This window comes from Sorangium sp. So ce204 (genome assembly GCF_051526795.1).
Lineage (GTDB): Bacteria > Myxococcota_A > Polyangia > Polyangiales > Polyangiaceae > Sorangium > Sorangium cellulosum_B.
On record NZ_CP150317.1, the window covers coordinates 1,641,501 to 1,665,759 of the forward strand.

The following is a 24,259-nucleotide window of genomic DNA, read 5'->3' on the forward strand; positions in this document are numbered from 1 at the left end:
GAGCGCGCCCGGGAGCGTCACTCCTTCTCGGGGGCGGCCGGCGCGGCGGGCCGCGCGGTCCCGGCGGCCTCGCGCGTCGCCGCCTGGCTCTTCGCCATGAGCGAGCGGGAGAGCGCGCGGTGCTTGCCCTCGATCACCGACACGAAGCTCGTGACGACCGGCAGGAACAGGGCAGGGGAGGTGATCCCCTTGTCCGTCAGCTTGGGCTCGGCCGCCTTCACGTCACGGATGAAGCCGGCGAGCGCGGGCTCCATGATCTTGGCCCACGGGTCGGTCTGGTGGGTCGAGCCGTACGTCTTGAGCGCGGCCGCGGACGTCTCCAGCTTCTGGAGCGCGGCCTTCTCCGCCGCCGGATCGACGTTCTTGCTGGTGAGGATCAGCATGAGCGCGCGCGCGTCCTCGAGGGCCGTGATCGCCTCCTTCTGGCCCTCTTCCGCCTTCGCGAGGTCGGGCAGGTGCGACGCGTGCCACGCGGAGACCGCGAGGCCGAGCTTCTCGGAGTGCGCGTCGAGCTTCTGGAACTCGGCGAGGAGCTTCGCGTGGAGCTCCTTGCCCTTCGCGAAGCTGTCCTTCTTGTACTCCTCGCGCTGGTAGTAGTTGGCCGCCGCGGCGATGTTCTTCGCCAGCTCGGTCGCGAACGGCGCGTACTCGGCGAGCGCGGCGTCGACGTCCGCCATGGCCGGCTCCTTGAGGCTGAGGGCGACGGTGCAGGCGCGCGCGTTGCGCTCGTGCGGCGCGCGCGCGCTGAAGTTGATCGGCCGGCGCTCGTCCGGCTTGCCAGGCGGGGTCGGCGCGCCCTTGGCGGCGGGGGCGCTGGTGCCGCCCGGCGCGGCGGCGGCGCCGGGCAGGCCGGCCGTCTTCGGCGCGGCGGCGCCGGGCGCGGGCGACTTCGCGGGGAGCGCGCCCTTCGCCTGATCGCCGTTGCCGAAGCTCGGGATCTTCTTCTCGCTGGGCTCATCCTTGCCGAGGCTCGCGAGGTACGCGTCGCGGGCCTGCTTCAGCGAGAGCGTCCCGAAATAGCAGACGTCGACGCGGTACTCCTTCATCGACTGCGGGTCGACCTTCGCCATCGGCGACACGGGCGTCCGCAGGCTCGCCTTTCCCTTGTTCGTGTTCGCCGCCGCGGAGCTTGCAGGCTCCGGCTGGGGAGGGGGCGGGTCCTCCTTGCAGCCGGCGGCACCGCTGGCGACGAGCACGAGCGCGATAGAACAGAGAGACCTGACGGAAATCATTCGGTGTGCCTCCTCGGCTGGCGCAGGAACGGGCGCATCATGCCTAAGCCGGCGGCGCTTGCAACACCCGGCCAGGGGCGAGAACTTGCGGCCCTGGTCGGGAAAACCCCGCCCTCGGCCCAAAACACGCGACGCCGCGCGGTTCTTCCAGGCCTCCGCCGGGGCTGTCCCTCCCCGGCCTCCGCTGTGGCTGACGAAACGTTCCGGGTCTAATGTCCGCCGCGTGAAGCTGCGAACCTTGACCCTGGACGAGCTGACCATCGACGACGAGCGCTCCTTCCGGCACGTCGCGCTCTACGACGATCTGAAGCAGGCGCTCCGGCGCGACGGGTACCGCTTTCGCGTGCCCGAGGGCGAGGCGAGCTGGGATCGCGTCGTCTTCTTGAACCTGACGTTCTGGAGCCAGAGCGAGCAAGGCGACCTGATCGCCGGCGATCACCTCGCCGCCGACGTCGTCGCGCACGTCGCGTGGCACCACCTCGCCCACCGCGCGCTCACGGCGGCGGGCGCCGGCGCCCCGCCCAGCGCAGAGGCGCTCCTGCTCGCCGAGGCCATCGCCAGCGCGTTCGATCTGTACCTCGTCGGGCGCCTCCTTGGGCACGCCCCCGGCTCCGACTTCCTGGCCACGCAGGTGCCCGCGATGGCCGAGGCGGCCGACGCGGCTGGCCTCTCCGACGCCGGGTTCGAGGCGCTCCTGGAGAGCGTGGCCGGGAACCCGGAGCGCGCCTTCGAGGACCTCCGCGCCCTGCTCTTCGACGTCGCGACGGCGCTCGTGCGCTGCGATCGCCTGAGCCGCGCCGCGGAGATCCTCGCCGGCTTCGACGCCCACCGGTTCGCGCCGCTCCTCCACCACTACGAGCTGTCGAACTGGATCCTGTCGACCCGCGCTTCCGGGTCGGCCCCCGCCCCCGATCCGGTCGCGCGCGCCGTCGACGCGGCGCTGCGGAGCGCGCCGGTGTCGCTGGACTGGTTGGAGCAACGCTGGGTGCGCCCGCCCGCGCCCCTGCCGGCGCCCGCCGGTGAGCCCTCCGCCTAGGCGAATCCAGCGGGATCCGGCGGGATCCCGCGGCGCGGAGCCGGGCGGAGCGGGCGAGCCCGAGGGCGACCGCCCCGGTCACCTGTGAAGAAGATTGCGCGTGCTGGCGAGCTGCGCGATTCTCTTCTCAAGGTGCAACTCGCCTGCTCTCTCTGCAGGACCTACGTGGAGATCGGTGTAGGACGCGAGATGCGTCCGTCCTTGCCGTTTGTCTGCAAGACGTGTCGCATGAAGAGCAAGCAGGCCGCGTCCGAGAGGGGTGAGCCACGGTCTTCCCCCTCGGGCGTTCCGAGCTCCGCGAGCGGGCGCGACCGGCGGGAGCCGCCGAGCGAGCCGGAGCGCGCGAAGCCTTCCTCCGGGCGCCGCTCGGAGAGGGGGGCCGGGCTGTCGAGCGACGTGCTGGACGCCGAGACGACGCTCCCGGGCGCTGGCATCCAGCGCCGGCTGGTGGAGCCCGCGGGCGAGGCGGAGCGGCGCGCGGCGCCGGCGGCCGTGCGCAGGCGAGGGCTCACGCTCGCGGAGCGGATCGCGCAGCAGGAGCTGGACGCCGCGCCCGAGTCCAGCCCGAGGGCGCTGGATGCGTTCGACGCGGCGGCCGAGGCCTCGCTCGAGCACGCCGTCGTGACGCCGGACGGCGGGCTGGGGCGGCGCGAGGTCCCGGCGCGGCATCGCACGTTCGCCGGCCTCTCCTGGGACGACACGCCCCGCGGCGGCGCGGCGCCGACCGGCAGGAGCCCGTCCGCGCTCCCTCCCGCCGACTCGGATCCCGTCTCGATCCAGGACCTCGCGCAGATGCTCTCCCCGGGCGTCGAGCCGCCGTCGCTCTCGTTCGGCTCGCACGCCCTCGAGGAGGAGCGCGCGAGCCAGCCCGCGCCCGCGCCCGAACCCGCCGCGGTGCCCCGCGCGGCCCCGCGCACGCCGGTCCCGGCGCGACCGCCGGCGCGGCGCGAGCAGCGCACCACGGCGCCGGTGGCGCGGCCGCGGACCGCTGCCGTCCCGCGCGCCGGCGGCACCTCGCGGCCCGTCGCGCCGCCGTCGGAGATGCCGCCGGCGCCGCTCTCCGAGATACCGTCGGCGCCGCTGTCCATCGACGAGGGCCGGCCGTCGTCGCACCGCTCGTCGCCCGAGCTCCGGCTCCAGGACGTGCAGGCGATGGCGGCGCTCGCCCCGCAGCCCATGCCGTCCGCGCGGCGCGCCCGTTCCGGCCCGAGCGCCGCGCAGCCCGCCGACGCCTCTCCGGCGGACCTCGCCTTGCTGGGTTCGCTCGTCCCGTCGCCGGCCGCGGGCGCGCCGCGCGCCGCCGAGGAGCAGCGGCGAGGCCGCGCCAGGTCCGAGGCGCCGGGCGCCGCGGGAGGGCCGCGGGATCAGGGGAGCGACGAGCGGCCGTCGCACGAGCCGCTCGCGCTCACGAACCTCTCTCCGCGGTCGGCCGCCCGCGCGGCGGGCGACTGGCCCGGCCAGACCGAGCCTCGCGGGCGCGCCGAGCGCAAGGAGACCTCGGGCCTGATCGACCTGCGCAGCATGGCGCCGCCGCCCGGCGAGGAGGGCGAGGCGCGCCGCAACGAGGACCGGGCCGATCACGAGATCCTGAGCATCAACAGCGGGCTGTTCGATGACGCCGCCGCCGGGCGGAGCTCGGACTCCTCGTTCCCCTCGCAGCCCGTCGAGCCCGAGCTCCTGGCCGTCGAGGGACACACGTCCTCCGGGGAAGAGACGCCGGTGCGCACCTCGATCACGGCCGGCTCCCTCGTGTCCGAGAAGCTGCGCGCCCTCTCGACGCCGGCATCGCGGCAGAACATGGCGCTCGCCGGCTGGGTGACCGTCGTCTTCATCGTGTTCGGCGCTGCGCTCTACCTCGCGCAAGCTCACGGCCGCTCGTCCAGCGCCGCGGCGACCCAGAGCGCGCCCGCGGGCAGCGGCGCGCTCGTTGAGGCGCCGCCTCCGTCGTCTGCCGCGACGGATCCCGCTGGCCAGACCGCCGACCGGGAGCCGTCCCTGGATGACGAGCCGGTCGCGGAGCCGCCGGCCGCCGCTCCTGGCCCTGCGGAGCAGGCGCTGGCCGCCTCCGCCGGCCCTGCCGGCGAGCCAGCGGCACCGCCGCAGCCCGTGCAGGCAGGGGCGGCACCCGAGCCGACCGCCGCGCCGGCGGCGAGCGCCGCGCCAGCAGCGACCGCCGCGTCAGCGGCGACCGCTGCACCAGCGGCGACCGCCGCGCCGGCGGCGACCGCCGCGCCGGTGTCGACCGCCGCGCCGCAGGCCAGCGAGAAGCCGGATGTCCCCGAGCGTCCTGCACGGGCCGCGGCGCCGAGCGAGCCCGAGCGCGCCAGGCCGGCGGGCAAGCAGCCGCCGCCGGCGCCGCTCCTTCCGGCGAAGGACGAGCCAGCGCGCTTCGATCAGAGCGCGGCGTCCAGCGTCCTCGCGTCCGCGGCGGCGGCCGCCGCCGGGTGCACCGGCGAGGGCCTCACCGGCACGGCCCGCGTGGCCGTCACCTTCGCGCCCACGGGGAAGGCCATGTCGGCGCGCGTGGAGGGGGGCGACCTGGTCGGGACCGCCACCGCCGGGTGCATCGCCGCTGCGTTCCGCGACGTCGCGGTGCCGCCTTTCGAAGGAATTCCGGTCACCGTCATGAAGCAGGTGAAGATCCGCTGACGACGGGTCGAAAGCTTTCTATCCTCCCGCCGCTGTGCTGGTCGCGCTTCGGGTCAAGAACTTCATCCTGATGGACGCCCTCGAGCTCCGGCTCGAGCCCGGGTTCAACGTGCTCACCGGCGAGACGGGCGCGGGCAAGTCCATCGTCGTTGGCGCGCTCTCGCTGGTCCTCGGCGGCCGCGCGAGCGCCGAGCAGGTCCGCCCCGGCGCGGACGAGGCCGAGATCGAGGCGCTCTTCGACGTGCGCGGCTCCGATCGCGCGATGGCGATGCTCGACGCCGCCGGCATCGCGAGCGAGGGCGAGCTCGTGGTCCGCCGCGTGGTCCAGGCGACCGGCCGCTCGCGCGCCTACCTGAACGGCCGCCTCTGCACCGCGGGCGAGCTCCAGGCGCTTGCCCCGGAGCTCGCCGACGTCGCCTCGCAGCACGAGAGCGTCGCGCTGACCGATCCGTCGACGCACCTCGGCTACCTCGATCGCTTCGGCCGCCTCGTGCCTGCGCGCAGCGAGCTCGCGGCGGACGTCAGCGCGCTCGAGGCGCTCACCGCCGAGCTCAGGGCCGCCCGCGAGCTCGAGCGCGGCCGCGGCGAGCGCGAGGCGTTCGTCTCCTTCCAGCTCCAGGCCATCGACGCGCTGTCGCCGCGCCCCGGCGAGCTCGCCGATCTCGCGGCCGAGCGCAACCGGCTCCGCCACGCGGGCCGCCTGCACGACATCACGCGGCGCGCCGCGTCCCGCCTCGATCAAGGGGACGACGCGATGTGCGACGAGCTCGCGCGCCTCGCCTCGGAGCTCCGGGCGGCGGCGGAGATCGATCCCGCGCTCGACGATGTCGCCCGCGCGGTCGACGGCTGCTGGACGGAGCTCAGCGAGGCGGCCCGCCAGATCGCCCGTTACGCCGAGCGCGCGGAGGCCGACCCGGATCGCCTCTCCGAGATCGAGGATCGCATGTACCGCCTCGAGGGCCTGCTGCGGCAGCACGGCCCCACGCTCGACGACGTGCTCGCCGCGCGGGCGCGCCTCGCGGCCGAGCTGGAGCGCCTCTCGGGGGTCGAGAGCCACGTCGCGGAGCTCGAGCGGCGGCGCGACGCCTTGCTCGCCGTCGCCGCGGAGCGCGCCCGCAAGCTCTCGGCGAAGCGGCGGAAGGCCGGCGAGAAGCTCGGCGCCGCGATCTCCTCGGAGCTCGCCGATCTCGGCATGGGCGGGGCGCGGGTCGTCGTGGACATCGAGCCGCACGGCGGCGACCGCGCCGAGCTGGTCGTCGACGGCGCCCGCCTCGGCCAGGACGGGATCGACCGCGTCGAGTTCCTCATCTCGCCCAACAAGGGGATCGAGCCTCGCCCCCTGCGCCGCATCGCCTCGGGCGGCGAGCTCTCGCGCGCACTGCTCGCGCTGAAGCGGGTGCTCGCGGAGTGCGGGCCCGCCGGGCTCTACGTCTTCGACGAGGTCGACAGCGGCGTCGGCGGCGCCGTCGCCGACAAGATCGGGCGCGCGATCGGCGACGTGGCGCGCCACCACCAGGTGCTCTGCATCACCCACCTCGCGCCCATCGCGGCGTTCGCCGGCGCTCACTTCGTCGTCGCCAAGGAGAACGCGGGCGGCATCGCCAAGAGCTCGGTCACGCGCGTCGACAAGAAGGACCGCATCGCCGAGGTGGCGCGGATGCTGTCGGGGGCGAAGGTCACCGGCGCGTCGCTCCGCGCCGCGACGGAGCTCATCGAGGCGGCCCGCCTCTGAGCGGCGGTCACCCGCTTCGGATGCGGGCCCATCTCGACGTTTTCGGTGCTCAGCGCACGGGAGTGCGCTTGCGCGCCGAAAACGCCGATCTGGACCCGTCTCCTGTGCGGGTGACCGCCGCTCTGCGACGGCGTAGCCCAGGCGGGGCGCGTGGGGCGGATCAGCTCCGCGCGAGCGCGTAGTCGTTCAGATCGACGCGGATCAGGTCCTTGAGCCAGGGGTGCACCGTGATCGCGGTGCGGTAGAGCCCCTGGGCCATGCGCCGGTAGCTCGTGTGCCCCTGCTTCGCCGAGCGGAGCTCGATGACGTGGAAGAGCTCGCGCAGGTTCAGCGTCCAGAGGGTCCTCACGCGGAAGCCGAGCGGCACCGCGTACTGCGACTCGAGGGGGTAGCGCTCCTCCATCGCGTTCCACGCGTCGCGCGCGGCGAGCATCGCGTCCTGGTAGGCCTCGGCGTGGCCGAGATCCGAGAGGGCCTGCGGCGTCTCGAAGCCGAGCCGACAGGTGAGCCGCTGCGTCGCCGGCGTCAGCATCCGGTGGCGCTGCAGGTCGCGGTACGCGCCGTAGTCGAGCATCAGCTCGAAGGTCATCGTCGACGCCTCGAACGCGCGCGGCGGCGCGTCGTACGGGCCGCGCTTCTCGCACGCGGCCTTCGCGATCCCGATGAGCTCCGGCAGCGTCGCGCGGTGGAGCGCGTCGCCCAGGTTGTAGGCGTGCACGCCCGGATCGCTCCCGTCATACGCGAGCGCGAGCGCGACGCGCTCCAGCGCGTCCTTGTCGTAGCGCACCAGCCGGACAGGCTGGTTTATCACCATCGTCGCGCTCACGCCCTCGTCCGGCGGCGTGTAGACCCGCTTCATCGCCGCGGCGACGCTGGCCTGGAGCGTCTGCCGGAGCTCGTTCGGCGCGGCGTACTTCACGAGCGTCGGGGTCACGGCCAGCGCCGCCGCGTGCATGTCGCGGGCGACCCTGCGCACCTCCTCGAGCGGGTGCGACAGCATCTTCGTGAGCAGGACCTCGAGCGCCCTCGCGTTCGCGGTGAGGCCGATGTTCGTCCGCGTCCCCGCCGGCAGGAGGCCGCGCAGGAGATCGCACGCCTGCGCGCGCAGCGCCCCCTTGTAGGCGGCGTCCGACATCTTCTCGGGCTTCGGCGAGCGCGCGCCGAGCCGCTCGGTCACCCTGGGGACGAGGTCGAGGTAGGTCGCGAAGAGCCGCTCGCTCGAGGCCTTGTATTTCGCGGCGTGCTCGGCGTCGAGCTCCGGCAGGTCGACGAACGAGTGCTGATCGAAGACCACGTAGCGCGTGCTCTTCTCCGTGTACGAGCCGAGCCGCAGGTCCTCGATCACCTTGGACGCGACGATGCTGACGTTCTCGATCGCGAGGTGCACCACGGCGTGCTCGGCGACCGACGCGTGGCCGTAGCCCACGACCCATTTCTCGTGGAAGCTCCGCGCCTTGTCCGACGCGAACGCGAGGCCCCGGCGCGGCCGGCCGTCGGCCTCCGGGGCGACGTCGAGCTCCTCGTCGCCGAGCAGGCGCGCCAGGTTGGTGCGCAGATCGTCCCGGCTGCGCGAGTAGTACGCGAACAGGACGGCGATGACTTCTTCCGGCAGACCCGACAGCGAGAAGACGTCGGCCGTCAGGCTCGACACATACGGCGCGATTCGCGCACGCGACGCTTCGTCCAAGGCCATGCCCCTGCTTCTACTCCCAATCGCAGGCCGGACGGTCGACAAAACTCGGTTTCCGATCGACAGATCCGGGCCACGTCGGCGCACCGCCGCGCCGGCCCTCGCGGCCGGGGCTGGCCGGCGCGCGCGGTCCGGGCGCGGCGCGTGTTCGGCGTCGTGCGCGTGTTCGGCGTCGTGCGCGTGTTCGGCGTCGTGCGCGTGTTCGGCGTCGTGCGCGTGTTCGGCGTCGTGCGCGTGTTCGGCGTCGTGCGCGTGTTCGGCGTCGTGCGCGTGTTCGGCGTCGTGCGCGTCGTCGAGCGCGCTCTGCGTCAGAGCGCTCGCGCCGCGGAGACGACGAAGGGATCGGGGAAGATCTCGCTGTTCGCGAGCGGCCGGCTGCGGCGGGTCAGCACCTCGCAGCCGTTCCTCGTCACGACGATGGTGTGCTCGAACTGCGCCGACAGCGAGCGATCGGCCGTCAGCGCGGTCCACTTGTCTTCCTGGATCTCGACCTCGTAGGTGCCGAGGTTGATCATCGGCTCGATCGTGAAGCACATGCCGGCGCGGAGGCGGGCGCCGCTGCCGTACTTGCCCACGTGCGAGACCTGCGGCGCCTCGTGGAAGCGCCGCCCGATGCCGTGCCCGACGAAGGCCCGCACCACCGAGCAGCCCTCGCCCTCGGCGAACTCCTGGATGGCGGCGCCGATGTCGCCAAGGCGCGCCCCGTCCCGGACCTGGGCGATGCCGAGCTGCAGGCTGCGCCGGGACACCTCGGTCACGTGCTTCGCCTCGGCCGAGGGCTTGCCGATGTAGAAGGTCGCGGACGTGTCGCCGTAGAAGCCGTTGTAGATCGTGGTGACGTCCACGTTGATGATGTCGCCCGGAACGAGGACGCGATCGCACGGGATGCCGTGGCAGACCACCTCGTTGATCGACGTGCAGACGCTCTTCGGGAACCCGTGGTAGTTGAGCGGCGCGGGGTAGCCGCCGCGGCGGATCGTGTCCTCGTGGACGAAGGTGTTGATGTCCTCGGTGGTGATGCCGGCGCGGATCATCTCGCCGACGCCGAGGAGCGTCTCCGCAGCCATCTGTGAGGCCGTGCGGAGGGCGTCGACTTCCTTGACCGTCTTGATGCTCACGTTGCTCACGGCGCAGACAGCTCCCCGAGGACGACGGCCTCTTTGACGGCCGCGGCGACCTCCGCTGTATCAGGTGAAAGGTGCCAGTGGATCTCCGGCTCGCCGGCCTCGCCGGCGAAGCGCCGGATGAAGGCGACGAAGGTGAGCCCGCGGAGCCGCGCGTCGATCGCCTTCGCGACGCCGAACGCGCGGCTCTGCGGCCGGATGTGGAGCTCGAACGCCCGGTCCGGCGCCCGGGGTGTGGCCAGCGGAGGGTAGCCGACCTGGATCCCGAGGTGGTAGGTGCGCTGTTCGCCGATCGAGTCGACGGTCACCGTGTTGACGCGCACCCGCGCGACCACGTCTCCCGTCTGCGCCCTCTCGCGGAGGAACGGGTCGGATCTGGGCGAGGGGCCGTCCAGCGAGAAGCCCACGGCGGCGGGCTCGATGTTGTCGTCGAAGACCTCGCGCGCGCGCCCCTCCCATGGGAGCAGGCCAGCCTGTGAATCGACGGACGCCGCGGGGCGCTCGTGATCGGCGACGCAGCCGCCGGCGGGGCCAACGGTCGCCAGCGCGGCGAGCGCAAGGCGCAAAGGTGCAGCACCGGCGGCAGGGATCATCCTTGGGGCCAGAGCTCGTAGCACGTCGGCCGGTCCCTGTCAGGACCCGGCACACACTGGCTACATGCGCTGTCGAGGCTGTTTTGCCCTCGTCGCGATCCGCCTCGCGCTCGCTCTCCATCGATCCGGCCGAGCGATCGTCCAACGGCGGTCGACCCCGCTCGGTGCGGAGAACCTATTCTCCTGTCCTACCGCAGGTGCTAGCGTTCTCCGGCTTGCCGGGCTGGGTTTCCTGGCTTTTGCGATTGCACAGAGCGCAGGGACAGGGCCTGCGCCGGCTTGGAGGAGGAACATGAAAGCGAAGAGGCTCCTGGGAGCGGCGCTGGCTCTGGGGCTGGGCCTTGCGGCGATCACGAGTGCGACCGTGGCGGCTGCCCAGCAGAAGCGGGGGGGGGCGTCCGCCGCGGCTCCTGCCGATACGCCGGTGACGAAGAAGACGATCGCGCTGACGCCTCCGGGCATCGCCTGGGGGATGACCACCAAGCAGGTGGCGGCGGTCATCGACAAGATGCTCGATGAGGTGTACGTGCCGCGTTACAAGGCCGTCTCGCCCGGCGTGAAGATGAGGGCGCTCGACGCGGAGCTCGCCGAGGAGAAGAGCGCGTTCCGCCGCAGCCGCATCGACTTCGGCGGGTTGCCGACGGGCATCGACGCGACGCCGCTCAAGGGCGAGTACACCTACCTCAACAAGGAGTCGATGATGACGCTGACCCGCGAGAGCGGGAAGCGGTACTTCTTCTTCATCCAGGACAAGCTCTGGAAGATCATCGACGAGCACCCGCTGGGCGAGAAGGCTGCCCGCGGGAAGGACTATGCGTCCGCCGTGGTCAAGCTCGCGACGGTGTTCGGGGTGCCTGGCCGCGTGACGCCGCCTGCTCCGGACAAGGGCCGCTACGTCAACGAGGTCGACTGGAAGGACGCGGCCACGCGCTTCCGTGCGATCGAGCGGAACGACTCCGAGATCGCGTTCGCCTACGAGGACCTTGTCACGCTGGGCAGCCTCGATTCGCTCCGCCCCAACAAGCCGGTCGACGCGAACGCCATCGACCCCGCCGTAGCCTCCGCCGTCCGCAAGGAAGAGCCCCCTCCCGGCCCGCCCCCCTCCGCCGACAAGTCCGGCAAGAAGAAGTAGCCCCCGCTCTTCCCTCTCTCTCAACCCCCGGTTCCGCTAGCCCGCCTGAGGCGGTCACCCGCACAGGAGACGGGTCCAGATCGGCGTTTTCGGCGCGGAAGCGTACTCCTGTACGCTGAGCACCGAAAACGTCGAGATGGGCCCGTCTCCGCAGCGGGTGACCGCCTCAGGCAAGGGAGGCGCCGTCGGGGACGCGCATGCCGTTGGTCACGATGACCCGCGCGGACGGCGCGACGGCGAGCACCGCTGGCTCGATCACCGCGCGCGCGGTGAGCATGGCCCCGGGGCAGCCCGAGCACGCACCGGCCAGGTGGAGCGTCAGGTGATCGGGCTCGACGGCCACGATGTAGAGCTCACCGCCGTCGGCTCGGACGAGCGGCGCGATCACCTCGCGGCAAACCTTGAGAAGCTGATCGATGGAAGCCGGCATGGGGGTGAGCTCGGCAGCGCGAGCCAGTCGCCACAGCCTAGCACGGTAGCGCTCGATAAGGAGATCTCCCCCAGGCCCGCCGCCGGCCGTCACAGCGCCCGGGTCGTCGCCAGGGGGACCGCCCTGGAGGGCGCGCTCACGCTCAGAGCGTCGAGACGAGCGCGGCGACGCCGGCGTCCGCGGCGAGCTCCGGAGCGCGCTGCGCCGCAGCGCCGAAGGTGCGGCCGGCGATCTCCACCGTGCCGCTCCAGGGGCCCGAGGCCGTCTTCGCCGGCAGGTCCAGCTTCTCGAGCGCCTCGGTGTTGACGTCGGGCGTCACCGGTCCGCCGTACGCCTTCGCGCCCTTCCACGCGAAGACGTAGAGCAGCGGCGTCGACTTCAGCCCGTCGCGTTTGGCGAGCTCGGCGATGTCGCGCTTGGCCGCCTCCTGCAGCCGGTACGCGTAGGCGCGGAACGACCAGCCCGTGACGAAGAGGCCCTGGAGCTCGCCGCCGCTCCCCGTGACCGGGTGCACGGCGACCCACTGGAGGTCGGGGCCGTTCCTGACCCCGCGCATCTCCTGCATCTCCCCGAACGCCTCGACGACGCCGCTGCCCGGGGCCAGCACCTTCCTGAGCTCGGGGAACGAGGCCAGGACGGACCTGTTGGCGAGCATGTCCGGATCGGCCTCGCTGCGCAGCACCGTGCCGCTCGGATCGGCGAAAGAGAAGAAGGTGCTCTTCGCGAACTCGAGCTCCTTGACCGAGGCGCGCGCTCCGGCGATCGCCTTCTGGAGCCCGAGCAGGTTAGCGCCCGGGTCGGTGTCCACCAGCGCCGCGAGCTTCTGCGAGCCCGCGGGGAGGCCCGTCCGCACCTGGCCGACGTCCTCCGCGACGACCGGCGCGAGCTTGGCGCAGAGCTCCGCGGCGTGCTTCTGGGAGGTCTTGCCGTCCTCCTGACACCCGCTCCCGAGGGCGGCGACCAGCGCACAGGCGAGCACTGCAGGCTTGCTTTCGCTTCGGGCGAAGGTGGAAGAGCGCATCATCGAGAACGACTCTCCGAGGCGAGCGGAGTTCCGGCGGCCGGGACCATCACGCCTCACAGGGTTTCCGGGGTTACAAAGATGATCTCGACCCGGGCGTTGCGGGCGCGCTCGCTGCCCCCCGGATCGACGACCGGGGACGCGGATCCCGCGAGGAACGGCGCGATGGACGGGCCCGCGGGCGCCCCCGAGGCGGTCGCACCTTGCGCCGGACCGAGGGCGCGGACGACGGCATCGGCCCGCGCCGCCCACGCGGGCTCTTCCCTGGCGGGGATCTCCCGGTCCGTGTGCACGACCACGGCCACGGGAAAGGAGGGGTGCGCCGTGGCGACAAGCGCGAGGTCGCGGAGGCGCGCCTCGCCGTCCTTCGTGAGGGCGTTGCCGGCGAACAGCCCGCGAAGCGTGACGACGATGCCGCGATCGTCGCGGACGGGAGACCAGGTGCCTGCGGCCGAGAGCTCTGCGAGGAGCGCGTCACCGGCGCCAGGCGCGCGGGTCACCGGCGTGGCGGCGCGGCGCGCGGCCATCAGCGCGGCGAGGCAGCCCGCCCGCGCGCGGGAAGCCTGGTCGATGGGCGCCGGGACGGCGCGGGTGGAGCCGCTCGCCTCGGCGAGCTCCGCGTCGAGCTTCTTGATCGCGGCGGTCGCCCCCTCGAGCTGCGTCGCGAGCTCGGCGCCGCCGGGCTGGGGTCCGGCGGGGCTTGCGGCCGCGGGCTGCGCGCCGGCGGGGCTAGCGCCTGTGGGCTGGGGTCCGGCCGGGCTGGCGCCTGCGGGCTGCGAGCTGTCCTGCGGCGCCGGTGCGATCAGGAGGCGCGCCGCGCCGCACAGCAAGCGGGCCTGGAGCGCGAGCGAGCGCGCGGCGGCGAGGCGCGCCTTCTCGCGATCCGCATCGGCTCTGCCCGACGGGACCACGGGCTGCGCGTCCCGGGCGACCTTGGTCCGCATGTCGAGCGCGTCGACCTCGGCCGCGACGCGCGACTGCTCCGCCTCGAGGCCCGCAAGCGACACCTCGCCCGCGGAGCGCTGCGCCTTCGCCTCGGTCTCGGCCGCCTCGGCCCGAGCCACCCGCGAGAGCGCGTGCGCGTGCGCGTGCGCCGCGATGGCCTGCTCGCCCAGGATCTGCGCCCCGGATCGATCCTCGCTCTCGAGCGCGGCGAGCGCGTCGCCGCGCAGCTTCTCCGCCCGCGCGAACGCGCCCGGCGCGTGCCGCTTCGACTCGGCGGCGACCGCCCCCGCGCGGACATGCTCGAGCTCATCGAGCACCGCTGGCCGCGGGATCGGCGCGCATGCGCCGAGGAGCACCCCCGCGACGGCGACCCCTGCGAGGCGACGCGCGCTCAAGGCGTGCCCCCCTGGCCCACCGGAGCCGTCGCCTTGCCGGCGCCGCCCTTGGGCCCGGCGCCTGGCGCCGCGGCGGGTGCTTGTTCGGCCGCTCGCGCCCCCCGCGCCCCTCGCGTCGCCGGCGCCGCCTGCTTGCGCGCCGCTCCTCCCTTGCTGGCCTCGATCCGCTGCGCCTCGACGTTCGCCGCTGCCCTGGTCGCCTCGCGCGCCTCGGCCTCGATCCGCTCGAGCTCCGCCGCGGCGCGGCCTCGCCGCGCCTGCGTCTCTTCGAGCAGCGCGCGCGCCCGCTCGAGCTTCGTCTCGACCTCGCGCGCGCGCTTCGCGGCCTCCACGGCCGCCGTCTCCGCCGCGGCGGCGCGCAGCAGCGTCCTCGCCGCCTCCGCCCACTCGAGGGCCACCGCGTCGAGCCGCCGCGCGTTCGTCGCGTCGCCCGCCGCGCGCGCGCCGTGCGCGCGCTGGAGCGCGCGCTTCGCGTGCGCCATCGGCTCGGCCACGACCTTCGCGGCGCTCGGCGAAGGCCCGCTCGCGGCGCTCGGCGCGACGCTCGGCGTCCCGGCAGCGGTCTCCTCGCCGTCGGCGGCCTTCTCGCCGTCGGCGGCCGCGGGCGGGGGCGCGACGCGGCCCTCGATCTCGCGGAGGATCTGCGCCGCCTTGGCGCCGTCGCCGGGGGGCGGCGCGGGCACCGTGGCGAGCGGCTTCTCTCCTCCGCCGTGCGCCAGGGCGTCGGCGCTGCCGAGCGTGGCCGCGAGGGCGAGGAGCAGCGCCTGGCTCGACCGGCGCTGCCGCGCGTCACGGGGAATGGGGCGGGAACGCACGTCCGCCAGGTAGCAAACGGGGCTTCCGCGAGCAAGCGCAGCGGCGCCGCGGCTGCAGGGACGCGCGCGCAGCCGACGCGGGCGGCGCGCGTCACTCCGGCAGGAAGTTGCGGAGGGCCCAGTCGATCTGCTGCTGATGCCGCTCGACCAGCGCCTTCGCGCCGCCCGCCTCGTGGAGGAAGACGCGATCGTCGTTGACGAAGACGGTGAGGTAATAAAGGTGCGCTTCCTTCCCCTCGTCGTGCCCGAAGCGCAGCTGGACGCCCGGCAGGCCGTTCCGGGCCTTCACGTCGGTCTTGCCGAGCAGCGCGTAGCCGCCGCCCTCGCGGAGCCGCTTCTCGATCACGCGGGACCAGAAGGCGAGGTCGCCCTTCGGATCGTTCTCGAACGCGCGGATCCCGATCACCAGCCCCTCGGCGGTGGTCGCGCGGTACTCGTCGTCGCCGTAGCGGTCTTCGAGATCGACGAACCCCGGCGGGGTCGCGGGGGTGAAGGGCCGGCCGCAGGCGAGCAGCGCCGCCGCGCCGGTGAGCGTGGCGGCGAGGGCGAAGGCGTGGCGAAGGGAGTGGTTCATCGGAGGCGCCCGGTTCACAGGTTGAGGAGCCGCGAGAGGCCGAGCTCGTTGAGCCAGTCGATGGGGAGCCGCGGTCCCGACGGGGCGAGGGTCTCCGTCGAGCGCGGCTGGAAGGACACGGTGAGGGTCGAGAACGCGATCTGATCGCGCAGGAACTTGAGCCGCCCCTCGAGGCGCTCGAGCTCGCTGGACACGCGCGCGAGCTCGCGCTCCAGCTGGATCGACTCCTCGACCTTCGCGGCCTTCTCGAGCAGCTTCTCCAGGCGATCGCGCACGGCCCGCGCGTTCCGGATGCGGATCGCGAGGTCGAAGAACTCCTCGGTGACGTCCTGGGCGACGACGTTGCGCTGGAGGATGTCGCCGAGGTCCGCCAGGCGCTTCAGCGCCTCGTCGAACCGGGCGGCGGGGACGCGGATCGTGATCGTCCGATCGTCGCGGCGGGCGAGGAAGCCGCCGAGATCCCGCGCGAGCGCCTCGACCTTGGCGAGCGACGCGCCCACCTCGAACACCGCCATCCCGATCTCCGCCGTGTAGACGAGGAGGGGCGCGCGCGCCGCGCTCGCCTCGCCGGCGGCGTGGGGCGCGGCCTGCGGCGCGGCGCCGGAGGAGGTCGGCGCCGGCTGCGGCGTGGCGGCGGTCGGCGCCGGCCTCGCCGTCGGGAGCTGAGCGCCGCCGCCGGCCCCCGGCGGCGGCGCGGCCTTGGCGAAATCCGCCGCCACCGGCACCTCGGCGTCGTACGACTCCTCGCGCACCGACTCGCCGGCCGTCTGCATGACCCGAGGAGGCATCCCTGCCATCGGGGCCGGCGCCGCTCCGTACGCCGGCGAGCTGGAGGCGTCGCGCGCGGCCGACGGGGCGGAGCTGCAGGCGGCAGGGCCGGCGAGCGAGGCAAGGAGAGCCCAGACGGGCAGCGTTCTTCGCATGGTTCCTCGGAGCATGGAGCCGGTGGCAGACGCTCAACGCGCCGCCTGGGCCGACCTTACACCAGGGGCGCCCCCAGGCGGCACCTACGCCGCCCCGGGCACGCGGCGGAGCTGGCGCGCCCAGTACGAGACGCCCGCGGCCGCGCCCGCGATCGCCGACGCGGCGAGCATCGCGGGCAGCGCCGAGGGGAGCGCGATCGCGGTGAAGACCGCCGCGAACTGCACCACCGTCGCGAGCTTGCCAGGGATGTTGGCGCTCGCCGCCGACAGGCGCGCGCCATGGAAGCGGCGGCTCACCGCGATCCAGAGCGCGAGCGGCAGCTCGAGGAGCTCGCGGGCCAAGAGCGCCGGGATGCCCCAGAGCGGGAGCGCGCCGCTCTCGAGGAGCGTGCCCACCACCGCGAGCGCGAACACCTTGTCCGCGATCGGGTCGACGATCGCCCCGGTGGGCGTCACCTGACCGGAGCGGCGGGCCAGCCAGCCGTCCAGCACGTCCGTCAGGCCTGCGCAGCAGAGGACGGCGAGGGCGAGCGCGGGCCGCGTGGCCACGATCGGGAACAGGGCCGCCAGCGGCAGCCGGGCCAGGCTCACGAGGTTCGGCGGAAGCGCGAGATCGCGCGGACACAGGGGCGACATGCGAGGTACTCCACGCGCCGCATGCGACGCAGAAGCCGGGGCCCTGACCCACGTCGAGCGCGGCCGAGCCCGCCCTAACCCAGTCGAGCGCGGCCCTGCCCGCCGCGCCCCGGCCGGCAGCCGCGCCGGCCCGCCCACCGCGATGCGCCGCGGAGGATCAGCTGGCCACGCGCACCGTGAGCACGGGGACGTTGCTCTTCCGGATCACCTTCTCGGCGACGCTCCCGAGGAAGAGGTGCGTGAGCCCCCGGCGGCCGTGCGTGCCCATGACGATCATCGCCGCCCCCTGCTCGTCGGCGGCGGCGAGGATCTCGGTCGCAGGGTCGCCCTCGCGCAGCGCCGTCGAGAGCCCCCCTGTCTGCGCCGAGAGCTGCTGGACCGCGCGCGACGCGGCGGCGCTCACCTCGGCGTGGAACCCGGGCATCAGCGCCGGCTCGAGCCCGGGGTACGTGTAGACCGGGAGCTGGTAGACGTGCAGCAGCACGACCTGGTGCCCGAGCCTCGCGCCGAGATCCCTCGCGAGCTCGATCGCCTTCATCGAGGCCGCCTCGAAGTCGACGGGCACCAGTATGACGTTCGCGCCTTCCTTCATCGCGCTCTCCTCGCACGCGGGACCGGGTGTCCCGTCGAACTTCGAACCTCGACCGACGCTGGCCTCCGGGACGCTTTCGATGCCGGCGGAGGCGCGTCGCGCGCATCTTGGATCCAAAAATTGGTCACTCCCAGGAGAAATCGTTCCGTCGAGGCCGCGCCGACGCCCTGGGCGGTACGCGGCGCGCGGGGGCGCTCGGGCCGATCCGCACGGATCCCGGCGGCAAATCAGGCGTCGCGCGGGCGCGCGGCGGTGAGCGCGACGGCGCGGCAGCGATCACCTGGCGGACTGCTGGGGCCGCGTGCGCGCGCCGTCGAGCGCGGCGCCGCGAGCGACATCGTCGGCAGGGTCGGGCGCCGCGGGCTCAGGCTCACTCACCGCCGGGGCGCGCGCGCTGCGCCCCGGCGCGCTGGCTCTGCCGCGCGCGCACGAGCGCGCTCCGGTTCGCGCGCACGAGCGAGGACAGCAGCGAGCACTGCGCCCTCCGCCGCGCGACGTAGGCCGCGTCGCGCGCGATCGACGAGCGCGGGCGCTCGCGCTCCACGCGCTCGGCGATCGCGAGCGCCTCCTCCGCCTGCCTCAGCTCGGCGATCGCGAGCGGCGAGAGCGGGTTGTCCCGCGCCTGCACGACGGCGGCGCGCGCCGTCAGCAGCTCGGGCGGCGGCGCGGCGGCGCTCGTCGCGCAGCCCGCGAGCGCGAGCGCCGCGAGCGCCATGGCGAGCGGGGCTCCGGCGCGCACGCGGGCCCTACTCCTTCCCCTCGGCGAGCGCGCTCGCCTGGTCCAGCGTGCGGCCCGCGGCGTCGCGCAGCCCCGCTTCCCTCACGAGGAGCGCCGCGAGCTCCGCGTCGACCTCGGCCCGCCGCAGCAGCCAGCGCGCGCCCTCCACGTCGCCCACCGAGATCCGCCGCCGCGCCCGCGCGAGCTCGCTCCTCGCCAGCGCGAGGTGCATGGCCGCGCGCCGGTCGGCGCTCGCGCCCTCCCGCTCGGCCGCGCGGAGCGCCGCGCGGGCGCCGGCGAGCTCGGGCGGCGGCGCCGGCGGCCGGAACGCGGCGCACCCGGCGAGCTCCAGACAGGCGATCACGAGCGCGGTTCTGGCGAGCATTTGCGTGGATTCCCGATCTCGCGGCGCCGGTGGCACCGTCGCTCCCGGCGGCGCGCCTGGGATCGCGCTGTGCATCGGGCAGGCCAGCCTGGCCGGCGCGATCCGTGCGCGCGGGCTGCTCGCTGCCCGCGGACGAGCCGGGCTGATCTGGCCCATGACCCCGAGCGCCGTGCTCCTCGCCGATGGCAGGGTCCTGGTCGTCCGCTGCTGGTCCCCCTTGCGCAATGGATTGCGCTGTTGCGCATCCGATGACGGCGCCTGAGCCCCCGCATGCGACCTCTTGTCGCGAGCGACGCCCCGGAATCGACAGCCCTCGTTGCAATGATCCACAAGGACCACCCGAGCGAGCCGGCAGCGATGGCCATGCGGCCGTTCGTCGAGCGGCGCCAGGGACATGGAAGTGAGGGGCAGGGACAGGGAACAGGCCGACAGGGACAAGCGGCAGCGTCGATCCCGATCGGCGGTGTTCTCGCCAGGGACACGGAGATCGGCGCCAGGGACACAGAGAACGTCGCCAGGGACACGTCGTGAAGCGCCAGGGACACGTCGTGAAGCGCCAGGGACACCCCGGAGCGTCCTCGCGTGTCCCTGGCGCCGTGTCGTCCAGGCACGGGACGTGGATCCCTGTCGCCCTGCCGCGAAGCTCCCGCATCTCGCGCGCTTCATGACCCGCTCTCGGCGGGTCGTGGTGCGAGAGAGCAGGAGTCTCGGGCTCAGGTCCTTGTGGAGGGGAGTCCGAGCCAGGGCTCTCCGGAATGAATGCCCGGGATTGCCGCTCCGGACGGGGTGTCCGGCGCCGCAACCCAGGGGAGGTCGAGATGGCGAAGAAGACGAGCGATATGGAGCGGTGGTCGGACGTCGTCCAGCAGATGAGCGCCGGCAGTCTCCCGGCGATCACGGTGCCCTTGCACGTGCTCTTCGGGGAGGCGGTCGACGTGGCGAGGTTCTGTGACAAGTACTGGAAGACACAGGTCGATGCCCAGAAGCGGGTGACCCGCCTGGGGCTCGAGTCGGCGGTCCCGAAGGACGGCAAGAAGGGGGACGCCGCGCGCCTCGGGCCGAGGACGGCGGAAGAGATCCTCTCCCTGCAGCGCGCCACGCAGGAGGCGCAGACGCGGTATCTCCTGACCGTCGAGAAGAACGAGAGCCCCCGCGAGCGCGGGAAGTTCCTGCTGGGGGAGATCTCGACGACGCTGCGCTTCTACTTCGACGACGGCGTGGACGACGCGAAGGACGAGATGCTGGCCCGCATCGACGCGGCGCACGCGGAGGATCCCGACACGGCCGACGCCCTGGCGAGCGCGCTGGACGACTACGCGCTGCTCGGGGAGAAGCACCGCGACGCGCTCGACGGGCTCGGCGGCTTCGACGCGGCCCACCTCGACGAGGCGCGCGCCGTGGCCGCCGAGCTGCGGAGCCGGCCGGCGCAGGCGGAGGCGATCTCCAGGCAGGCGCAGGACGCGCTGCTGCTCCGCAACAAGCTGGCGACGCTGCTCGTCGAGCGCATGGGCCTCGTCCGGAACGCGGCGCGGTTCGTGTTCCGTGGCCAGCCCGAGATCGTGCGCGAGGTGACGAGCGCGTACGAGCGCCGCAAGCGCGCGGCGGCCCGGCGGGCCAAGGCGACGGCGGCCCCCTCGCCGGCGACGCCAGCGCCGGCGGCACCTTCGCCAGCGGCGCCGGGGATGCCGCTGGAGGGCTGAGCGGCAGGCGAGGGGCTCGCGTCGCCGCGGCGAGCGAGCCAGAGCGCGATCGCAGCCCGTGCCACACGCTCGAGCGACGCTGCCCCACAGGGAGGCTCAGCGTTTCTGCTGAGCTTCCCTGGGCGGGCCCCCGATGGTACGCTGCGGCCATGAGCGCGCTGCGAGCCAAAGTGCACGGCGGCCGGCTGATCCTCGACGAGCCGACGAGCTTTGCCGAGGGGACCGTGATCGAGCTCGTGGTGGCCGACAACGACGATCTGGACGGAGAAGAGCGGGCTCGTCTCGACGAGGCGCTCGAGGTGTCGCTGGCGAGCGCGCGCGAAGGCACGATCGACGCGGACGAGTTTCTGGCGGAGATCGCGCGCCTCGAGCCGGCGCGCGGATGAAGCGAGCCCGTATCCGGCTCACCAAGGAAGCCGTCCGCCAGGCGAGGGAAGCGGCCGCATGGTGGATCGAGAACCGACCTGCCGCTCCTTCCCTGTTCCGCGAGGAGCTCGCGGCCCTGCTCAGCCTGCTCAGAGCGGCGCCCGAGGCCGGAGCGCCGCACGCGCACCGGCGGATCAAAGGCGTTCGCCGCGCTCCGCTCCCGACGTCGCGCTATCTGGTCTACTACGTCGTTGACCGCGAGGGCGGAGAGGTCCTTGTGCTGGCCGTCTGGAGCGCCCTGCGCGGGCGGCCACCGCAGCTCTCGCTGGAGTGAGCCGCATCGGGTGCACCCCACGCACGTCGGCGCGATCCTCGACGTCCGTTTTCTCCCGGCGCTCCGGCGCCGTAGCGCCCGTCTAGCCACGGTGGCGCACCTCCGCGTCGACGCGACGCTCCGAGCGCGAGAACGTTAGCCCCCTGGCGCCTCCGCCCGCCCCCCTCGAATAAACGCCCCGCCCCGGTCGTCTTCCGTCTCCGCCGGCTTCTTTCTCAGCGCTCGCTGCTTCCGCTACTCTGGCAATCGCTGTGCCGCCCGTCGACCCCAACCTCCGCACCACGATCGTCCACGCGTTCGCCGTCACGGTGGCGGATCCGTCCAGCCTGGTGCGCACCACGTCGCGCGGCGGGACCGACGACCCCGCGAAGAGCAGCACACGCGGCCCCTCGATCCTCCCCGAGGTCGGCCAGGTCGTCGGCGGGCTCTACCGCCTCGGGCGCCTCCTTGGGCAGGGCATGTTCGGCAAGGTGTACGTCGCCCAGCGGATCGACGTCCCCGAGCACCAGGTCGCCCTCAAGCTCATGCCCCGCTCGCTGTACGCGATGCGGAACGTCGAGCGAGAGCTCGTCATGCTCGCGACCGTCGGGCACCCGCACGTCGTCCAGCTGAAGGACCACGGCATGAACGCCGACTACGTGTGGCTCACCATGCCGGTCTACGAGGGCGAGACCCTCGCCCAGCGCCTCGAGCGCAGCCCCCTCGCCCTGCGCGAGGCGCACGACATCTTCCTCGCCGTCGCGCGCGGGCTCGAGGCGCTCCACGCCGCCGGGCTCCGGCACCAGGACGTCAAGCCCGACAACATCTTCCTCGCCAGGTTCGCCGGCCGCGTCCACCCCATCCTGCTCGACCTGGGCGTGGCCGCGGAGCGAGAGGCCTCGTTCTGCGCCGGCACCGCGCTCTACGCCTCGCCCGAGCAGCTCCGGGCGCTGAACGGGTTCCCCGGCGCCGTGCCGCTCTCCGAGAAGATGGACACGTACGGGCTCGCCACGACCCTGCTCTACTCGCTCGTGAACCCCAGGGACTTCCCGGGCGAGTCCGCGCAGAGCCGCACCGAGCTCGCCGAGTCGCACGACGTCCGCGCCGACAAGCCGCTCGCCGACAACGCGCTGCCAGACCTCACAGGGCGCCCGCGCGAGATGTTCCAGGCCGCGCTCAGGCGATGGCTCGCGATCGATCCGAACGAGCGCCCGTCGATGACCCAGCTCGCCGAGGAGCTCGACGTGCTGCTCGAGCCGGAGCGCGAGGCGGAGCGCGAGGCGGAGCGGCTGCGGATCAAGCAGAAGACGTCCTACCTGCGCGCGCGGATCGCGGCCGGCGCGCTGACCCTCGTGGGCTGCGCGGTCGTGCTGCTCGGCTTCTCGAAGCGCGAGACCCTGCGGCTCGCGAACGAGCTCGAGCAGGCCCGCCAGCGGGGCGCCGAGTCGTTCGACAAGCTCGACACCTGCGTCGCCAGCCACCAGATCGCCCAGTCCGAGGCGCTCGCGTGCCGCGGCGCCCGCGAGCAGGATCGCGCGGACTTCAACGCGACGCTGGCCACCCTCCAGAAGAGCGGCTCCACGTCGGAGGCCGAGCACGCCCGCGAGATCCAGGCGCTGCACGCGACCCAGGCGGCGCGCCTCAAGACCTGCGAGGACAGCGCCGCGGCCGCGCAGAAGGCGGCCATGGACGAGCGCGAGCGGCTCGCCGAGGTCGAGAAGGCGCGCGCCGCCGTCACCGCCGAGCGCGACGAGGCCAGGGCGCTCGCCGACCAGCGCTCGGCGGAGCTCGCCAGCGCGGCGCAGGCGCGGGCCGCGTGCGACGCGGAGCGCGCCAGCTGTTTCGCGGAGCGCGATCGCCTGAAGGCCGACCCGTACGAGCCGGACGAGCCCGCCGCCCCGCCGCCCTCGCCGCCTGCACACGCGCCGCCCGCCGCGAGCGGCGCGCCGCCGCAAGCGCCGCAGGCGCCGCAGCCGGCGAGCACGGGCGCTTCCCCCGCCGCAGGCGCTCCGGCGACGCCAGCGACCCCGGCGGCCCCGGCGACGTCCGCCGCGGCTCCTCCTTGATCGCCGTCGCTGGAAGCGCCGGGAGGCGGCGCACGTCCTTGATCGCCGTCGCTGGAAGCGCCGGAAGGCGGCGCACGTCCTCGAACGCCGTCGCTGGAAGCGCCGGGAGGCGGCGCACGTCGCTGCCGCCAGGCCACCTCTGCTTGTGGCGACCGCCCGGGGAGGCTATCCGTAGGTCCAGGGAAGGCGAGGGCCATGGGTGACATTTCTCGACGTGAAGTGCTGCGTCGGCTGGGCGCGGCGGGCCTCGTCCTCGGGGGCGCGGGCGGGCTCGCGGCGGCCCGGTGGGACCGGGGCGGCAGCGCCGCCGCCGCCGCCGAGCGCCAGCAGACGCGGGACTACCGGCTCCGGGACGCGCCCGCAGGGGTGCCGGAGCTCGTCGTCGCCCGCGCCGGCGCCGAGGCGCTCGCCGGGGGCGCCCCGGACCCGGCCGCCCTGGTCCGGAAGGCGGTCGACGCGCTCGGCGGGATGCGCCGCTTCATCTCGCGCGGCGACGTCGTGGTCGTGAAGCCGAACATCGGCTGGGATCGCACGCCGATCCACGCGGCCAACACGAACCCCAAGGTCGTGGCCGAGGTGGTGCGCCTCGCCTACGACGCCGGCGCGAAGAGCGTCATCGTGACGGACGCCTCGTGCAACGAGCCGAACCGCTGCTTCCAGCGCTCCGGCATCTGGAAGGCCGCCTACGACGTCGGCGGGGAGGTCGTCATCCCCGCGGCGCACCGCTTCCGCGGCATGCGCCTGAAGGGCGAGGTGCTCGACGACTGGCCGGTCTACACGCCGCTCGTCAACGCGGACAAGGTCATCAACGTCCCCATCGCGAAGCACCACAACCTGTCCAGGTACACCGGCGCGATGAAGAACTGGTACGGGGCGCTCGGGGGCCGGCGCAACCGCCTCCACCAGAACATCGACGTGTCGATCGCCGATCTCGCGACGTTCATCCAGCCGACGCTCACGATCGTGGACGCCGTCCGCGTCCTCATGCGCAACGGGCCGCAGGGCGGGAACGTCGCCGACGCGAAGGACATGCACACCGTGATCGCGACGATCGACCAGGTCGCCGCCGACGCGTACGGCTGCCAGCTCATCGGCCGCAAGCCGGAGGAGATCCCGTACCTGAAGATGGGCCACGACCGTGGCCTGGGCACGATGCACTGGCAGAACCTGCGGCTCGCCGAGGTGTAGTACT

At 73.8% G+C, this 24,259-nt stretch carries 23 protein-coding genes; 9 read left to right on the forward strand and 14 right to left on the reverse strand.

The window, feature by feature from the left end; genetic code table 11:
* Positions 1-17: 17 nt before the first annotated feature.
* Positions 18-1,232, reverse strand: a complete 1,215-nt coding sequence (locus WMF22_RS06015; protein ID WP_438035152.1) for a DUF3829 domain-containing protein — start codon at positions 1,230-1,232, stop codon at positions 18-20.
* 223 nt (positions 1,233-1,455) lie between these two features.
* On the opposite strand from WMF22_RS06015, the gene WMF22_RS06020 reads away from it, so the two are divergent.
* The 3 genes from WMF22_RS06020 (at position 1,456) to recN (ending at position 6,649) form a co-directional block, all read left to right on the forward strand.
* Positions 1,456-2,268 carry a hypothetical protein gene (locus WMF22_RS06020; RefSeq protein WP_437298146.1) on the forward strand — a complete coding sequence of 271 codons (813 nt, stop codon included), beginning with the start codon at positions 1,456-1,458 and terminating at the stop codon, positions 2,266-2,268.
* Positions 2,269-2,496: 228 nt separating this feature from the next.
* Positions 2,497-4,917: a hypothetical protein gene (locus WMF22_RS06025; protein ID WP_438035153.1), complete on the forward strand. Its 2,421-nt coding sequence runs from the start codon at positions 2,497-2,499 to the stop codon at positions 4,915-4,917.
* A gap of 34 nt (positions 4,918-4,951) precedes the next feature.
* Entirely contained in the window at positions 4,952-6,649 is a 1,698-nt protein-coding gene (recN, locus tag WMF22_RS06030) for a DNA repair protein RecN (RefSeq protein WP_437298148.1), read from the forward strand.
* A gap of 160 nt (positions 6,650-6,809) precedes the next feature.
* On the opposite strand, the gene WMF22_RS06035 is transcribed toward recN, so the two are convergent.
* From WMF22_RS06035 to WMF22_RS06045, 3 genes are all read right to left on the reverse strand, one after another.
* Complete coding sequence (locus tag WMF22_RS06035) at positions 6,810-8,342, reverse strand: FAD-dependent thymidylate synthase (RefSeq protein ID WP_438035154.1); 1,533 nt, start codon at positions 8,340-8,342, stop codon at positions 6,810-6,812.
* A gap of 305 nt (positions 8,343-8,647) precedes the next feature.
* A complete protein-coding gene (map, locus tag WMF22_RS06040) occupies positions 8,648-9,466 on the reverse strand; it encodes a type I methionyl aminopeptidase (protein ID WP_437298150.1) in 819 nt (272 codons plus the stop codon).
* Entirely contained in the window at positions 9,463-10,056 is a 594-nt protein-coding gene (locus WMF22_RS06045; protein WP_438035155.1) for a cobalamin ABC transporter substrate-binding protein, read from the reverse strand. Before WMF22_RS06045 ends, map begins: the two co-directional genes overlap by 4 nt.
* Before the next feature lie 292 nt (positions 10,057-10,348).
* Between WMF22_RS06045 and WMF22_RS06050 the strand changes: the two genes are divergently transcribed.
* The gene (locus WMF22_RS06050; protein WP_437298152.1) at positions 10,349-11,188 is read left to right on the forward strand and encodes a hypothetical protein; all 840 of its coding nucleotides are present in this window, start codon (positions 10,349-10,351) and stop codon (positions 11,186-11,188) included.
* Positions 11,189-11,354: 166 nt separating this feature from the next.
* Here the strand turns inward: WMF22_RS06050 and WMF22_RS06055 are convergent, their stop codons facing one another.
* The 10 genes from WMF22_RS06055 to WMF22_RS06100 form a co-directional block, all read right to left on the reverse strand.
* Entirely contained in the window at positions 11,355-11,618 is a 264-nt protein-coding gene (locus WMF22_RS06055) for a NifU family protein (RefSeq protein WP_012233706.1), read from the reverse strand.
* 142 nt (positions 11,619-11,760) lie between these two features.
* Positions 11,761-12,597, reverse strand: a complete 837-nt coding sequence (locus WMF22_RS06060) for a hypothetical protein (RefSeq protein WP_438035156.1) — start codon at positions 12,595-12,597, stop codon at positions 11,761-11,763.
* A 98-nt stretch (positions 12,598-12,695) separates the two neighbouring features.
* Positions 12,696-13,979 carry a hypothetical protein gene (locus WMF22_RS06065; RefSeq protein ID WP_438035157.1) on the reverse strand — a complete coding sequence of 428 codons (1,284 nt, stop codon included), beginning with the start codon at positions 13,977-13,979 and terminating at the stop codon, positions 12,696-12,698.
* The gene (locus WMF22_RS06070; RefSeq protein ID WP_437298155.1) at positions 13,976-14,794 is read right to left on the reverse strand and encodes a hypothetical protein; all 819 of its coding nucleotides are present in this window, start codon (positions 14,792-14,794) and stop codon (positions 13,976-13,978) included. Before WMF22_RS06070 ends, WMF22_RS06065 begins: the two co-directional genes overlap by 4 nt.
* Positions 14,795-14,885: 91 nt before the next feature.
* The gene (locus tag WMF22_RS06075; RefSeq protein WP_437298156.1) at positions 14,886-15,368 is read right to left on the reverse strand and encodes a serine/threonine protein kinase; all 483 of its coding nucleotides are present in this window, start codon (positions 15,366-15,368) and stop codon (positions 14,886-14,888) included.
* Between the two features lie 14 nt (positions 15,369-15,382).
* Entirely contained in the window at positions 15,383-16,291 is a 909-nt protein-coding gene (locus WMF22_RS06080; RefSeq protein WP_437298157.1) for a DUF4349 domain-containing protein, read from the reverse strand.
* 84 nt (positions 16,292-16,375) lie between these two features.
* Entirely contained in the window at positions 16,376-16,927 is a 552-nt protein-coding gene (locus WMF22_RS06085) for a CDP-alcohol phosphatidyltransferase family protein (RefSeq protein WP_437298158.1), read from the reverse strand.
* Positions 16,928-17,084: 157 nt separating this feature from the next.
* On the reverse strand, positions 17,085-17,519 hold the full coding sequence (locus WMF22_RS06090; protein ID WP_437298159.1) for a universal stress protein: 435 nt from the start codon (positions 17,517-17,519) through the stop codon (positions 17,085-17,087).
* Positions 17,520-17,889: 370 nt separating this feature from the next.
* Positions 17,890-18,258 carry a hypothetical protein gene (locus tag WMF22_RS06095; RefSeq protein ID WP_437298160.1) on the reverse strand — a complete coding sequence of 123 codons (369 nt, stop codon included), beginning with the start codon at positions 18,256-18,258 and terminating at the stop codon, positions 17,890-17,892.
* Between the two features lie 7 nt (positions 18,259-18,265).
* Positions 18,266-18,622: a DUF4398 domain-containing protein gene (locus tag WMF22_RS06100; protein ID WP_012233715.1), complete on the reverse strand. Its 357-nt coding sequence runs from the start codon at positions 18,620-18,622 to the stop codon at positions 18,266-18,268.
* Between the two features lie 818 nt (positions 18,623-19,440).
* Between WMF22_RS06100 and WMF22_RS06105 the strand changes: the two genes are divergently transcribed.
* From WMF22_RS06105 to WMF22_RS06125, 5 genes are all read left to right on the forward strand, one after another.
* On the forward strand, positions 19,441-20,322 hold the full coding sequence (locus WMF22_RS06105) for a hypothetical protein (RefSeq protein ID WP_438035158.1): 882 nt from the start codon (positions 19,441-19,443) through the stop codon (positions 20,320-20,322).
* Between the two features lie 149 nt (positions 20,323-20,471).
* Positions 20,472-20,708: a hypothetical protein gene (locus WMF22_RS06110; protein WP_272100633.1), complete on the forward strand. Its 237-nt coding sequence runs from the start codon at positions 20,472-20,474 to the stop codon at positions 20,706-20,708.
* Entirely contained in the window at positions 20,705-21,022 is a 318-nt protein-coding gene (locus tag WMF22_RS06115; protein WP_438035159.1) for a type II toxin-antitoxin system RelE/ParE family toxin, read from the forward strand. Before WMF22_RS06110 ends, WMF22_RS06115 begins: the two co-directional genes overlap by 4 nt.
* 251 nt (positions 21,023-21,273) lie before the next feature.
* A complete protein-coding gene (locus tag WMF22_RS06120) occupies positions 21,274-23,067 on the forward strand; it encodes a protein kinase domain-containing protein (protein ID WP_437298163.1) in 1,794 nt (597 codons plus the stop codon).
* Positions 23,068-23,262: 195 nt separating this feature from the next.
* Positions 23,263-24,255, forward strand: a complete 993-nt coding sequence (locus tag WMF22_RS06125; RefSeq protein ID WP_438035160.1) for a DUF362 domain-containing protein — start codon at positions 23,263-23,265, stop codon at positions 24,253-24,255.
* Positions 24,256-24,259 lie beyond the last annotated feature (4 nt).